Origin of the sequence: Ideonella margarita, from assembly GCF_038066635.1 — a bacterium.
GTDB classification, from domain to species: Bacteria; Pseudomonadota; Gammaproteobacteria; order Burkholderiales; family Burkholderiaceae_C; genus Ideonella; species Ideonella margarita.
The window spans coordinates 142,724-156,363 of sequence record NZ_JBBUTI010000002.1 but is presented as its reverse complement, the minus strand read 5'-3'; the positions used below and the strand labels follow the sequence as shown (position 1 = coordinate 156,363).

The following is a 13,640-nucleotide window of genomic DNA, read 5'->3' as shown; positions in this document are numbered from 1 at the left end:
AGAAGATGGCGACGATAGGCAAAAACATCGATGTCGGGGCTGCACTGCGTGGCGGCCTCTCCCAGTTCCGGGAACTCAACCCCAAAGAACCAGGCCAATGGCCGCTGCTGCCCAAGATCGTGGCATGGCTGGCCGCCATGGTGGCCGTGGTGATCCTCGGCTGGCTGGTGGTGCTGAGCGAGGAAGACGACAACCTCACCGCCGAGCGGGCCAAGGAGCCCAACCTGCGCAATGAGTACCGCATCAAGCTGACCCAGGCCATCAACCTGGATGAGCTGAAGAAGCAGAAGGAGCTGGTTCAGGAATACGTGACCCAGCTCGAAAAGCAGCTGCCCGGCAAGGCCGAAATGGATGCGCTGCTGTCCGACATCAACCAGGCGGGTGCTGGCCGTGGTCTGCAGTTCGAGCTGTTCAAGCCCGGCCAGATCGTGGTGAAGGATTACTACGCCGAGCTGCCGATCTCGATCAAGGTCTCTGGCGCGTATCACGACATCGGCTCGTTCGCCGGCGACGTGGCCAACCTGTCCCGGATCGTGACGCTGCACAACCTCGTGGTGTCGCCGGCTGGCAAGGACAGCAACGGCCCGCTCACGATGGAAGCCACCGCACGCACCTACCGCTACCTCGACGCCGCCGAAGTGGCCGAGGTCAAGCGCAATGCGGCTGCCGCGCGCAAGAACGGCGCCAAGCCCAAGGACGCGCCATGAATCAACGTTGGATAGCCAGCCTCTGCCTGCTGGCCTGCCTGGGCGCCTGCTCGTCGGATGACGACGAATTGAAGGCCTGGATGGATCAGCAGAAGCAGGAAGTCAAGCCGAGCGTCGAGCCCATCGCCGCGCCAAAGAAGTTCACGCCGCAGGCCTACACCGGCCTGGGTGCGGTTGACCCGTTCGGTGCGCAGAAGATGTCCTCGGGCAACAAGCTGGATGCGAACCAGTCCGGTGCCATGCTGGCGTCGGAAGCCAAGCGCCGCAAGGAGCCTCTGGAGGCCTTCCCGCTGGACGGCATGGTGATGGTCGGCAGCATGACACGCGACAAGCGCCAGTACGCAATTCTGAAGGTCGAGGCCCTGCTTCACTATGTGAAGGTCGGCGAGTACCTGGGGCTGAACTACGGGAAGATCACCAAGATCACCGAAACGGAAATCACCTTGCGCGAAATCGTTCAGGACGCGGCGGGTGAATGGATCGAGCGCAACAGTACGCTCCAATTGCAGGAGACGGCGCGATGAATAACAGGTTGGAGTCACGCACGATGCGGAGTCGCTACGCAGGGGCCGTTGTCCTTACTTTGGGCTTGATGACCATGCCCGCCATGGGTTGGGCCCAGAACATGATCCGCGGTATCACCGCTGCCCAGCAGGCGGGCGGCGAGGTGGTGCGGGTGGAGCTGAGCGAGGCGCTCACGGCATTGCCGGCTGGCTTCTCGGTGCAATCGCCGCCCCGCGTGGCGATCGACCTGCCGGGCGTGGTGAACGCGCTGGGCCGTCCATCGGTGGATGTGAACCAGGGGAATGTTCGCGCGGTGAACGTGGCGAACTCCGGTGACCGGACCCGTCTGGTGCTGAGCCTGCGGCAAGCTGCAACCTACCGCACTGAAATCCAGGGCAAGACCTTGCTGATCCTGCTGGATCAGGCTGCGGCCGTGGGCGCTGCACCGACCTCGGCCTCCACGCCGCCCGTGCATTTCGCCGCCAGCCAGAATGCTGACCCGCTGCCGATCCGCGACATCGACTTCCGGCGTGGCCCGGATGGCGCTGGCCGTGTCATCGTCGGCCTGGTGAACACCCAGGTGGGCGTCGATCTGCGCCAGCAGGGCCAGAACCTCGTCGTCGAGTTCCTGCGCTCGTCGCTGCCCGAGAACCTGCGCCGTCGCCTGGATGTGTCCGACTTCGGCTCGCCTGTGCAGGCCGTGTCGATGGCACAGACTGGTGACCGTGTCCGCATGGTCATCGAGCCCCGCGGCGCCTGGGAACACAGCGCTTACCAGACCGACAACCAGTTCGTGCTGGAAGTGCGGCCCGTGCGGATGGACCCGAACAAGGTCACGCAGGGTCCGACCTACCAGGGCGAAAAGCTGTCGCTGAACTTCCAGAACATCGAAGTGCGCGCGCTGCTGCAGGTCATCGCTGACTTCACCAACTTCAACGTGGTGACCAGCGATACCGTGACCGGCACCTCGACGCTGCGCCTGAAGGATGTGCCGTGGGATCACGCCCTCGACATCATTCTGCAGAGCAAGGGCCTGGGCATGCGCAAGTCGGGCAATGTGCTCTGGATTGCGCCGAAGGACGAACTGGCTGCCAAGGAGCAGATCGATCTGGAAGCCAAGAAGAAGATCGCTGATCTGGAGCCGGTGCGCACGCAGTCGTTCCAGTTGAACTACACCAAGGCTGAGGAAGTGGCCCGCGGCCTGATTGGCACGACGACCAACTCTGGCAGCGGCGGCAACAACACCACCACGCGCATCCTGTCGCCTCGCGGCACGGTGCTGTTCGAAACCCGGACCAACCAGCTGTTCGTCTCGGACGTCCCGTCGAAGCTTGAAGAAGTGGCGATGATGATCGCCAAGATCGACGTGCCGGTGCGTCAGGTGCTGATCGAGGCGCGCATCGTCGAGGCTGATGACAAGTTTGGCCGCGCGCTCGGTGTGAAGCTCGGCACCGCAGACATGCGTGGCCTGCGCGGCGGCACCCCGGGCTACAACGTGGGTGGTGGCAACAACGTCACCATCGGCGGCAACTACAACGGCGTGGGCTACCAGACCCTGCAGCAGACGACGGATACGGCGTTTACCAACACCCAGTTTGTCAGCCTGCCGGCATCGACCTCGAACATCAGCACCGCTTCGGCAGCAACCTTCGCGCTGTCGCTGTTCAGTGCTTCTGCCAACCGTTTCCTGAACCTGGAACTGTCGGCACTTGAAGCTGAAGGCAAGGGCAAGATCGTCTCGAGCCCGCGCGTCATCACTGCCGACCAGGTCAAGGCCTTGATCGAACAGGGTGAAGAGCTGCCTTACAACGTGGCCACGTCCAGCGGCGCCACGTCGATCCAGTTCAAGAAGGCCAGCCTGAAGCTGGAAGTCACGCCGCAGATCACGCCAGAAGGCAATGTGATTCTCGACGTGGACGTGAACAAGGACAGCCGCGGTGAGTTGACCAACGCCGGCCCTGCCATCAACACCAAGCATGTGAAGACGCAGGTGCTGGTAGAGAACGGCGGCACGGTGGTGATTGGCGGTATCTTCACGCAGAACGACCGCGACGAAACCAACAAGGTGCCGTTCCTGGGCGATCTGCCGGTGGTCGGCAATCTGTTCAAGAACACGGTCCGCTACAGCAACCGCACTGAGTTGCTGGTGTTCATCACGCCGAAGGTCGTGACGGATCGTTCCGCAGCCCGCTGAAATTTGCCGAGGCTGCGCGCGTAGACATGGGAGCAATTGGAATGCACAAGAAATTTGGCACGTGGCTGGCAGTGGCCGCCACGGTCTTGATGACCGCCTGTGGCGGTGGTGGGTCTGACTCGGGCACCTCGGGGTTTGGTGGTGGATCGACCACGAGCACCGTGTCTGATCTGGTCCTGACGCTGAGCACCCAGCAACTGGTCAATACCGGCCTCGAGACCGTGACCGCAACGGCAACGGCCGTGGACGGTAACCGGAATGCAGTGTCCGGTGCCAACGTGACTTTCGCCGTGAACAACAACGCGGTCGCGTCAGTCGGCTCTTCAAGCACCGATTCCTCCGGCAAGGCCTCCGCCACGGTCGGCATCGGCTCTGACCGATCCAACCGCATCATCACCGTCACGGTCACGTCTGGCTCCCTCAGCCGCAGCGCCACCATCCTGGTCACGGGCACCAAGATCACGGCTACGTTGACCTCGACCGTGGTGCCTGGCGGTGCCGGTTATGTGAACTACAAGGTCTCGGATTCCAATTCCAATGCCTTGCCTGGGCAAGAGGTGGTGGTCACGGCGCCAGGTCTCGCTGGCGCGACTGGCATCACCAACTCATCGGGTGAGTACCGCTTCGATTTCACCGCACCGACCACGAGCGGCCCATTGACGATCACGGCGACAGCCGGTGGTGTGTCTCTGAACCAGACCGTCCAGGTGCAGTCGACGAACAGCAACATTCCCGTGGCCGTCGGCCCGGTGACGTCCGCGTCGCTGTCGGCAAATCCGAAGACGGTTCCGGTCAACTCGACGGGCACGTCCAACCAGACTGAAATCCGGGCCCTGTTCGTGGCTGCTGCCAACCGGCCGGTGGAAAATGTTCGCGTGCGATTCGAGTTGCCGGATCCGAACAGCATTGGCGGCACGATCTCGGCCGGATCCAACCTGCTGTATTCGAGCGCCAACGGCATCGTGAGCACGTCTTACGTGCCTGGCACGCGCTCCAGCCCGACCGATGGCGTCACTGTTCGTGCCTGCTGGGACTACAGCGACTTTGCAGTCGGTGTCTGCCCGAACCCGGTGGATGTGAAGCTGACCGTGACGGCTGAGCCGCTGTCGGTGAGCATCGGCGCCAACGGCAGCATCGCCGAAGGCAGCGACAAGCTGACCTACGTGCTCGATTACGTGGTGATGGTGGTCAATTCCGCCGGCTTCGCCATGTCGAATGTCGCTGTGAGCGCCACGCTTGATCTGCCCGCCTATCACAAGGGCCGTTGGAATCTGGCGAACGGAGCCTGGGGCCAGACGATTACCGCCAGCTGCACCAACGAGGACGTGGACCGCAATGGCGTCTTGAGCATCGCTGAAGACACCAATGGCAGTGGCTCGATTGAGCCTCGCAAGGCAGACGCGTCCCTGAGCTTCAACGGTTCGAACCTCACCAACAGCAACGGCATGGTGTTCCTGCGCCTGGTCTATCCGCAAGACAAGGCGAGCTGGGTGAACTACGGCATCACGGTGTCTGCAAACGGTGTCGCTGGCACTGAAGGCACGGCGCAGTTCTCGGGCCTCACGAAGGTGCCGTCCGATGTGCTGGCCATCACCACCGCGACGCCGGCGTTCTGGCTGAGCCCTTACGGCCAGTCGAGTTCGTGCGCGAATGCGAATTGAGTAGACTCCAGCTACGCTTCGGGCCCGCAGAGGTGCATGCCTCTGCGGGCTTTTTTACATGTGGGTCAGTCATGAGTGTGGTTCTGGTTGGCTTGCCGGGTAGCGGCAAGTCCACGGTGGGTAGGCATGTGGCGCGTCTGATGAACTTGCAGTTCGTCGATGCCGACACCGAAATCGAACGCCAGCTGGGAACCAGCATCCGCGTCCACTTCGAGCAGTACGGTGAACAAAGTTTCCGGGACCATGAGCAGCAGGTGATCGCCGAGCTCTGTGCTCGACCAGACCTGGTGGTGGCCACCGGTGGTGGCGCTGTGCTGCGGGAAGCCAATCGCGCACAGATCAAGCGGTCAGGCCATCATGTGGTGTACCTGCGCGCCACACCCGATGACCTGGCCCGCCGGCTGCGGCATGACACACAGCGCCCGCTGCTTCAAGGCGTTGATCCGCTGAAGCGCCTCAGGGATCTGTTTGCCGAGCGTGACCCGTTTTACCGTGAGGTTGCCGATTTCGGCATTGATACCGGTAGAACGTCCGTGCACACGCTGGCCAATCTCGTGGCCATGCAACTCGACATGCTGCCGGCCAAACCCCAGGCCTGAAGGCCTGCATCTTTCGGTTGCAGGGGCTCAGGCCACCATCCAACTACACTTCTCTGCATGTCTGCTCCTTCGAATCTTCTTGCGCCGACCAAGGTCGGCATCGCCCTTGGCGATCGCTCCTACGATGTCGTGATCGGCGCCGGCCTGCTGGATGCGGCCGCTACCTGGTCTGATCTCCCGAAGTCTGCCCAGGCGCTGGTGGTGACCAATGAGGTGGTGGCACCGCTCTATGCCGATGTGCTTCAACGTCAACTGTCGGCGCTACACAACCGCGTGGACGTGCTGGTGCTGCCAGACGGCGAGGCTCACAAGGACTGGCAGACGATGAACCTCGTGTTCGATCGGCTGCTGGCCAATGGGGCAGACCGCAAGTCAGTGCTGTATGCGCTGGGCGGCGGAGTTGTCGGGGACATGACTGGTTTTGCCGCTGCCTGCTACATGCGCGGCGTACCTTTTGTGCAGGTGCCCACCACCTTGCTGTCGCAGGTTGATTCGTCCGTTGGCGGCAAGACCGCCGTCAATCACCCTCTCGGCAAGAACATGATCGGTGCGTTCTACCAGCCGGTGCGGGTGATCTGCGACATGGATACGCTGCGCACCTTGCCTGCGCGGGAGGTGTCGGCCGGCCTCGCCGAGGTGATCAAGTACGGCCCGATTGCCGATGCGTCTTTCCTGGCCTGGCTCGAAGAGCACATGGAGGGCTTGGTCGCGCTGGAGCCTGCATTGATCGCTCATGCGGTTCAGCGCTCGTGTGAAATCAAGGCTGCCGTGGTTGGGGCTGATGAGCGGGAAGGTGGCCTGCGCGCCATTCTGAATTTCGGTCACACCTTCGGCCACGCGATCGAAGCGGGCCTGGGTTTCGGTACCTGGTTGCATGGCGAGGCGGTGGCTGCGGGCATGGTGATGGCGGCGGATCTGTCAGAGCGTTGCGGCCTGATGCCTGCCGGCTTTGCCGATCGTCTGCGGGCACTGATTTCGCGCGCCGGCCTGCCGGTGGTCGCGCCCGCGCTGTCAGCCGAGGAGTACCTGGAGCACATGCGAGTCGACAAGAAGTCTCAGGGCGGCGAAATCCGCTTCGTGCTGATCGACAAGCTGGGCTCGGCGGTGATGCGCCCGGCGCCCGAAGCCTTGGTGCGCCAAACGCTGGCTGCCTGCTGCCAACCCGCATGAATGCACCGCTGGCGCCGTGGGCCAGTTGGCCCCAACGAAGCCGGGGTCGCAGGCGCGCGGAGCCGGCCGCCCCCACGCGCGACGACTTCCAGCGCGACCGGGACCGCATCGTCCATTCCACCGCCTTCCGGCGCCTGGTCTACAAGACGCAGGTTTTCCTGAATCACGAAGGTGACCTGTTCCGCACGCGGCTGACCCACTCGCTGGAGGTGGCGCAACTGGGCCGCAGCATTTCGCGCAGCTTGGCGCTGAACGAAGACCTGGTTGAGGCGATCGCCCTGGCGCACGACCTTGGCCACACGCCGTTCGGCCATGCCGGCCAAGACGCCTTGAACGACTGCATGGCGGCCCACGGCGGTTTCGAGCACAACCTGCAAAGTCTGCGCGTGGTCGACGAGCTCGAGCAGCGTTACCCCGACTGGGACGGCTTGAACCTGTGCTTTGAAACCCGCGAGGGGGTGCTGAAGCGTTGCCCGCTCGCGTTGGCGCAGCGCATGGAGCAGCGAGAGCCGGGTGGGGTGGGACAGCGGTTCATGCTCGGCCATCAAGCCAGCCTTGAGGCGCAACTGACCAATCTGGCTGACGAGATTGCCTACAACGCGCATGACGTCGACGATGGCGTGCGCTCCGGCTTGTTGTCGCTCGACCAACTGCGTGGGGTGGCCTTGTTCGAGCGCCATTTTCAGGACGCGATGGCAGCGCACCCCGCCTTGACGGGTGCCACCGTCAAGAGGCAGCTCGCCGAAACCATCAGGCGCATGTTGTCCGCGCAGGTTTACGACGTGATCGACGCGAGCCGTGCCCGTCTGGCCGAGGCGGCACCCGAAGATGCCGAAGCCGCCCGGCTGCTCGGCCCGCTGATCGGTTTCAGTGCCGAGATGAAACAGGCCAGCGCCGACATGAAGCGCTTCATGTTCCGCGAACTGTATCGCCACCCCCAGGTGGTGGCCACCACCGAGGCTGGCCGCCAGATCATCCGCGACCTGTTCGCCGCGTATTTGAGCGCACCCGCTGAAATGCCCGACGACTACGCCCAAGCCGCCGATCTTCCGCGATCCGTCTGCGACTACATCGCCGGCATGACCGACCGCTTCGCCACCCGCGAACACCACCGCCTGACCGGACAGCGCCTGTTCCCGCAAGCCGACTGATCATTACCTCGGTTAATGGGGTCAGAGTAGATTAAGCTTGCCAGATGGCGAGACAAGTAAGACTGGTGGCGCCCGGCCACCCACACCACGTCATCCAGCGTGGCAACAACCGCGGCCTGATCGTGCACGACGATGTCGATCGCAAACACTACCTGCAGGTTCTGGGGGACGTTGCCATTGAACACCGGGTGTCGATCCACGCCTATGTGCTGATGGACAACCATGTGCACCTGCTTGTGTCGCCGAGCACCGAGCAGAGCTTGAGCCGCATGATGCAGAGCCTGGGTCGCCGGTACGTGGGCTGGTTCAACCACCGCCATGGCCGCACGGGGACGCTCTGGGAAGGGCGCTTCCGTGCACAGGTCATCGACGCTGACGGATGGCTGTTGTCCTGTCTCAAATACATCGAACTCAACCCCCACCGCGCAGGGCTGGCCTCAGGCTTGCTTGATTGGCCGTGGTCGAGCCTGTCGCACCACATTGGTGAGCGGCGGGATCCGTTGATCACCGACCATCCTGCCTTCTGGCAATTGGGCAACACGCCGTTTGAGCGTGACATCAACTATCGCCGTTGGCTGGAGGAGGGGCTGTCCGACACAGACCGCCAACACATCACCGCGACGCTGATGAGGGGGGCGACGCTCGGCAACGATGCCTTTGTCCACCAGGTTGGCGTGTTGACCCAACGTGACCTGAGCCCCCGCCCACGTGGCCGGCCGCGCAAGGTGCCGGGCATTGACTCTGTCCCCAATTAAATCTCGCCTCTCCTCTCCAGATATTTAATCTGACTCTGACCCCATTTAATAGTGCTTGAAGGGTTGGGGGCTTGGCTTTATCCTCGCGTTTATCCCTAGCTACCGTCGAGGATTGCGCCATGAACAAGGCTGCATCGGGTCATGTGTCCCGCGAAGAAATTGAAGCCCTGGCCGAGGGCGGGCTGTACAGCCCGTCGAATGAGCATGACGCTTGCGGCGTCGGTTTTGTTGCCCACATCAAGGGCCAGAAGGCGCATGGCATCGTTGAGCAGGGTCTGAAGATCCTCGAGAACCTCGACCACCGCGGCGCCGTGGGTGCGGACGCCCTGATGGGCGACGGCGCCGGCATCCTGATCCAGATCCCCGACGAATTCTTCCGTGCACAGATGGCTGCGCAAGGCGTGGCACTGCCCCCGCTGGGCGAATACGGCGTCGGCATGATTTTCCTGCCGAAGGAACATGCGTCGCGCTTGGCGTGCGAGCAGGAACTGGAACGCGCCATCAAGGCCGAAGGCCAGGTGCTGCTGGGCTGGCGCGATGTGCCGGTCGACCGCGAGATGCCGATGAGCCCGGCCGTGCGCGCCACCGAGCCCGTGATCCGCCAGGTCTTCATCGGCCGCGGCCCTGACGTGATCGTGCCCGACGCTCTCGAGCGCAAGCTGTACGTCATCCGCAAGACGGCCTCAGCCGCCATCCAGGCGCTGAAGCTGACCCACAGCCGCGAGTACTACGTGCCCAGCATGAGCTGCCGCACGATCATCTACAAGGGTCTGCTGCTGGCTGACCAGGTCGGCAAGTACTTCCTCGACCTGCAAGATGCCCGCACCGTCTCGGCCCTGGCCCTGGTGCACCAGCGCTTCTCGACCAACACCTTCCCGGAATGGCCGCTGGCCCACCCGTACCGCATGGTCGCCCACAACGGTGAAATCAACACCGTCAAGGGCAACTTCAACTGGATGCGTGCCCGTGAAGGCGTGATGAAGTCGCCGGTGCTGGGTGAGGACCTGCCCAAGCTGTATCCGATCAGCTTCGAAGGCCAGTCCGACACCGCCACCTTCGACAACGCGCTTGAGCTGCTGACGATGAGCGGCTACCCGCTCGCCCAGGCCGCGATGATGATGATCCCGGAAGCCTGGGAACAGCACGAGATGATGGACGAGCGTCGCCGCGCGTTCTATGAATACCACGCGTCGATGATGGAGCCGTGGGACGGCCCGGCCGCCATGGTCTTCACCGACGGCAAGCAGATCGGCGCCACGCTCGACCGCAACGGCCTGCGTCCGGCCCGCTACATCGTCACCGACGATGACCTGGTCGTGATGGCCTCGGAATCCGGCGTGCTGCCGATCCCGGAAAACAAGATCGTCAAGAAGTGGCGTCTGCAGCCCGGCAAGATGTTCCTGATCGACTTCGAGCAGGGCCGCATCGTTGACGACGAAGAGCTGAAGAACCAGTACGCCAGCGCGCGTCCGTATCGCCAGTGGATCGACAACGTCCGCGTGCGCCTCGATGACATCGAGACCGCCAGCGTCGGCCCGGCCGCCTTTGGTGAGTCGCTGCTCGACCGCCAGCAGGCCTTCGGCTACACCCAGGAAGACATCAAGTTCCTGATGGCGCCGATGGCCATGAACGGCGAAGAGGGCATCGGCTCGATGGGCAACGACAGCCCGCTGGCCGTGCTGTCGGACAAGAACAAGCCGCTGTACAACTACTTCAAGCAGCTGTTCGCCCAGGTCACGAACCCGCCGATCGACCCGATCCGCGAAGCCATCGTGATGTCGCTCAACAGCTTCATCGGCCCGAAGCCGAACCTGCTGGACATCAACGCGGTGAACCCGCCGATGCGTCTGGAAGTGGAGCAGCCTGTGCTCGACTTCAAGGGCATGGCCCGTCTGCGCAGCATCGAGGCGCACACCAACGGCAAGTTCAAATCCTATGAGCTGAACATCACCTACCCGCTGGCCTGGGGCAAGGCTGGCGTTGAAGCCAAGCTGGCGTCGCTGTGTGCGGAAGCCGTGGATGCGCTCAAGGGCGGCCACAACATCCTGATCATCACCGACCGCCAGATGGACCGCGGCAACGTGGCCATCCCGGCGCTGCTGGCGCTGTCCGCCGTTCACCACCATCTGGTGCGTGAAGGCCTGCGCACCACCGCCGGCCTGGTGGTGGAAACCGGCTCGGCCCGCGAAGTGCACCACTTCGCCGTGCTGGCTGGCTACGGCGCTGAAGCCGTGCACCCGTACCTGGCGCTGGAAACCCTGGCCTCGCTGCATGCCGAGTTGCCGGCCGATTTGTCCACCGACAAGGCGATCTACAACTACATCAAGGCGGTGGGCAAGGGCCTCTCGAAGATCATGTCCAAGATGGGCGTGTCGACCTACATGTCGTACTGTGGCGCCCAGCTGTTCGAGGCCATCGGCCTGAACCGTGACTTGGTGTCGAAGTACTTCCGCGGTACCGCCACCCAGGTCGAGGGCATCGGCGTGTTCGAAGTGGCTGAAGAGGCCCTGCGCAACCACCGCGCCGCCTTCGGCACCGACCCGCTGCTCGACAGCATGCTGGAAACCGGCGGTGAATACGCCTGGCGCGCCCGCGGTGAAGAGCACATGTGGACGCCGGACGCCATCGCCAAGCTGCAGCACAGTACCCGCTCGGGCAAGTTCGACACCTACAAGGAATACGCGCAGATCGTCAACGATCAGAGCAAGCGCCACCTGACCCTGCGCGGCCTGTTCGAATTCAAGATCGATCCGAGCAAGGCGATTCCGCTGGAGGAAGTGGAATCGGCGTCGGACATCGTCAAGCGTTTCGCCACCGGTGCGATGTCGCTGGGCTCGATTTCCACCGAGGCTCACAGCACGCTGGCCCTGGCCATGAACCGCATCGGCGGCAAGAGCAACACCGGCGAAGGTGGTGAAGACCCGGCGCGTTATCGCAACGAGCTGAAGGGCATCCCCATCACCCAGGGCACGAAGGTGTCTGAAGTGGTCGGCGCCGACGTCATCGAAGCCGACTACGAGATGAACGCCGGCGACAGCCTGCGCTCGCGCATCAAGCAGGTGGCCTCGGGCCGTTTCGGTGTGACCACCGAGTACCTGGTGTCGGCTGACCAGATCCAGATCAAGATGGCCCAGGGTGCCAAGCCGGGTGAGGGCGGTCAGCTGCCTGGCGGCAAGGTCTCTGAATACATCGGCAAGCTGCGTCACTCGGTGCCGGGCGTGGGCCTCATCAGCCCGCCGCCGCACCACGACATCTACTCGATCGAAGACCTGGCGCAGCTCATCCATGACCTGAAGAACGTCAACCCGGCATCGAGCATCAGCGTCAAGCTGGTGTCCGAAGTGGGCGTGGGCACCATCGCTGCCGGCGTCACCAAGTGCAAGGCCGATCACATCGTGATCGCCGGCCACGACGGTGGCACGGGCGCGTCGCCCTGGTCGTCGATCAAGCACTGCGGCACGCCGTGGGAACTGGGCCTGGCTGAAACCCAGCAGACCCTGGTGCTGAACCGTCTGCGCGGCCGTGTGCGCGTGCAGGCCGACGGCCAGATGAAGACCGGCCGCGACGTGGTCATCGGCGCCCTGCTGGGTGCGGATGAGTTCGGCTTCGCCACCGCGCCGCTGGTGGTCGAGGGCTGCATCATGATGCGCAAGTGCCACCTGAACACCTGCCCGGTGGGCGTGGCCACGCAAGATCCGGTGCTGCGTCAGAAGTTCTCGGGCAAGCCCGAGCACGTGGTGAACTACTTCTTCTTCGTGGCTGAAGAGGCGCGCCAGATCATGGCCCAGCTGGGTCTGCGCAAGTTCGACGAGCTGATCGGCCGCGCCGACCTGCTGGACACCCGCAAGGCCATCTCGCACTGGAAGGCCAAGGGCCTCGACTTCAGCAAGGTGTTCCACATCCCGGCCGTGCCGGCCGATGTGCCGCGCATGCATACCGAGTCGCAGGACCACGGCCTGGACAAGGCCCTCGACCGCAAGCTGATCGAGAAGAGCCGCGCCGCCATCGAGAAGGGCGAGAAGGTCCAGTTCATGGAAGACGCGCGCAACGTGAACCGCTCGGTCGGTGCCATGTTGTCGGGCGAGCTGATCCGCCACCGCGCCGAAGGCCTGCCGGACCACACGCTGTTCATCCAGATGGAAGGCACCGGCGGCCAGAGCTTCGGCGCCTTCCTGGCCCCGGGCATCACGATGTACCTGATCGGTGAAGCCAACGACTACACCGGCAAGGGTCTGTCGGGTGGCCGCATCGCGGTGCGCCCGAGCATCGAGTTCCGTGGCGATTCCACCAAGAACATCATCGTCGGCAACACCGCGCTGATCGGTGCCACCAGCGGCGAGGCCTTCTTCCGCGGCGTGGCTGGCGAGCGTTTCGGCGTGCGCCTGTCGGGTGCCACGGCGGTGGTCGAAGGCACGGGCGACCACGGTTGTGAATACATGACCGGCGGCACGGTGGTGGTGCTGGGCAAGACGGGTCGCAACTTCGCGGCCGGCATGTCCGGTGGTGTGGCTTACGTGTTCGACGAGGACGGCAAGTTCGCCCAGCGTTGCAACACCGCGCAGGTGTCGCTGGACAAGGTGCTGCCGCGTGATGAGCAGGAAGCCAGCATCCCGGCTGCCATCTGGCACCGCGATCAGCCTGACGAAGCCCTGCTGAAGAAGCTGATCGAGGACCACCACAAGTGGACGGGTTCGCTGCGCGCCCGCGACATCCTCGACCACTGGGCTGAATCGCGTGCCAAGTTCGTGAAGGTCTTCCCGAACGAATACAAGCGCGCGCTGGGTGAGATCAATGCCCGCAAGCAGGCCACCGACGTCGTCGGCAAGGCCAAGGGTGACAAGAAGGCTGTCAAGGCCGTGTCCGCCAAGTAAGCACCCCACGACGACATCAGGAAACAAG

The 13,640-nt window shown here is 63.6% G+C and carries 9 protein-coding genes; all 9 read left to right on the top strand.

Annotated elements, in window-relative coordinates; translation table 11 throughout:
• Window positions 1–5 precede the first annotated feature (5 nt).
• The 9 genes from AACH00_RS03685 (at window position 6) to AACH00_RS03645 (ending at window position 13,612) form a co-directional block, all read left to right on the top strand.
• Window positions 6–707, top strand: coding sequence for a type IV pilus inner membrane component PilO (locus tag AACH00_RS03685; protein ID WP_341397621.1), 702 nt, complete (start codon window positions 6–8; stop codon window positions 705–707).
• Window positions 704–1,231, top strand: coding sequence for a pilus assembly protein PilP (locus AACH00_RS03680; RefSeq protein WP_341397619.1), 528 nt, complete (start codon window positions 704–706; stop codon window positions 1,229–1,231). Before AACH00_RS03685 ends, AACH00_RS03680 begins: the two co-directional genes overlap by 4 nt.
• Window positions 1,228–3,405 (top strand): type IV pilus secretin PilQ, encoded by a 2,178-nt coding sequence (locus AACH00_RS03675; RefSeq protein WP_423221888.1) that lies wholly within the window; start codon window positions 1,228–1,230, stop codon window positions 3,403–3,405. Before AACH00_RS03680 ends, AACH00_RS03675 begins: the two co-directional genes overlap by 4 nt.
• A 41-nt stretch (window positions 3,406–3,446) precedes the next feature.
• On the top strand, window positions 3,447–5,066 hold the full coding sequence (locus AACH00_RS03670) for an Ig-like domain-containing protein (RefSeq protein WP_341397617.1): 1,620 nt from the start codon (window positions 3,447–3,449) through the stop codon (window positions 5,064–5,066).
• A gap of 71 nt (window positions 5,067–5,137) precedes the next feature.
• Window positions 5,138–5,665 (top strand): shikimate kinase, encoded by a 528-nt coding sequence (locus AACH00_RS03665; RefSeq protein WP_341397616.1) that lies wholly within the window; start codon window positions 5,138–5,140, stop codon window positions 5,663–5,665.
• Window positions 5,666–5,722: 57 nt separating this feature from the next.
• Window positions 5,723–6,835: a 3-dehydroquinate synthase gene (aroB, locus tag AACH00_RS03660; RefSeq protein ID WP_341397614.1), complete on the top strand. Its 1,113-nt coding sequence runs from the start codon at window positions 5,723–5,725 to the stop codon at window positions 6,833–6,835.
• On the top strand, window positions 6,832–7,986 hold the full coding sequence (locus AACH00_RS03655; RefSeq protein WP_341397613.1) for a deoxyguanosinetriphosphate triphosphohydrolase: 1,155 nt from the start codon (window positions 6,832–6,834) through the stop codon (window positions 7,984–7,986). The genes aroB and AACH00_RS03655 overlap by 4 nt, the downstream gene beginning before the upstream one ends.
• Before the next feature lie 44 nt (window positions 7,987–8,030).
• Window positions 8,031–8,741, top strand: a complete 711-nt coding sequence (locus AACH00_RS03650; RefSeq protein WP_341397612.1) for a transposase — start codon at window positions 8,031–8,033, stop codon at window positions 8,739–8,741.
• A gap of 119 nt (window positions 8,742–8,860) precedes the next feature.
• Complete coding sequence (locus AACH00_RS03645; RefSeq protein WP_341397611.1) at window positions 8,861–13,612, top strand: glutamate synthase-related protein; 4,752 nt, start codon at window positions 8,861–8,863, stop codon at window positions 13,610–13,612.
• Window positions 13,613–13,640: the final 28 nt, after the last annotated feature.

Bases quoted from the DNA above. Each gene is read 5' to 3' on its own strand.
- AACH00_RS03685 (WP_341397621.1), top strand. From the start codon at position 6: ATGGCGACGATAGGCAAAAACATCGATGTCGGGGCTGCACTGCGTGGC.
- AACH00_RS03680 (WP_341397619.1), top strand. From the start codon at position 704: ATGAATCAACGTTGGATAGCCAGCCTCTGCCTGCTGGCCTGCCTGGGC.
- AACH00_RS03675 (WP_423221888.1), top strand. From the start codon at position 1,228: ATGAATAACAGGTTGGAGTCACGCACGATGCGGAGTCGCTACGCAGGG.
- AACH00_RS03670 (WP_341397617.1), top strand. From the start codon at position 3,447: ATGCACAAGAAATTTGGCACGTGGCTGGCAGTGGCCGCCACGGTCTTG.
- AACH00_RS03665 (WP_341397616.1), top strand. From the start codon at position 5,138: ATGAGTGTGGTTCTGGTTGGCTTGCCGGGTAGCGGCAAGTCCACGGTG.
- aroB (WP_341397614.1), top strand. From the start codon at position 5,723: ATGTCTGCTCCTTCGAATCTTCTTGCGCCGACCAAGGTCGGCATCGCC.
- AACH00_RS03655 (WP_341397613.1), top strand. From the start codon at position 6,832: ATGAATGCACCGCTGGCGCCGTGGGCCAGTTGGCCCCAACGAAGCCGG.
- AACH00_RS03650 (WP_341397612.1), top strand. From the start codon at position 8,031: ATGGCGAGACAAGTAAGACTGGTGGCGCCCGGCCACCCACACCACGTC.
- AACH00_RS03645 (WP_341397611.1), top strand. From the start codon at position 8,861: ATGAACAAGGCTGCATCGGGTCATGTGTCCCGCGAAGAAATTGAAGCC.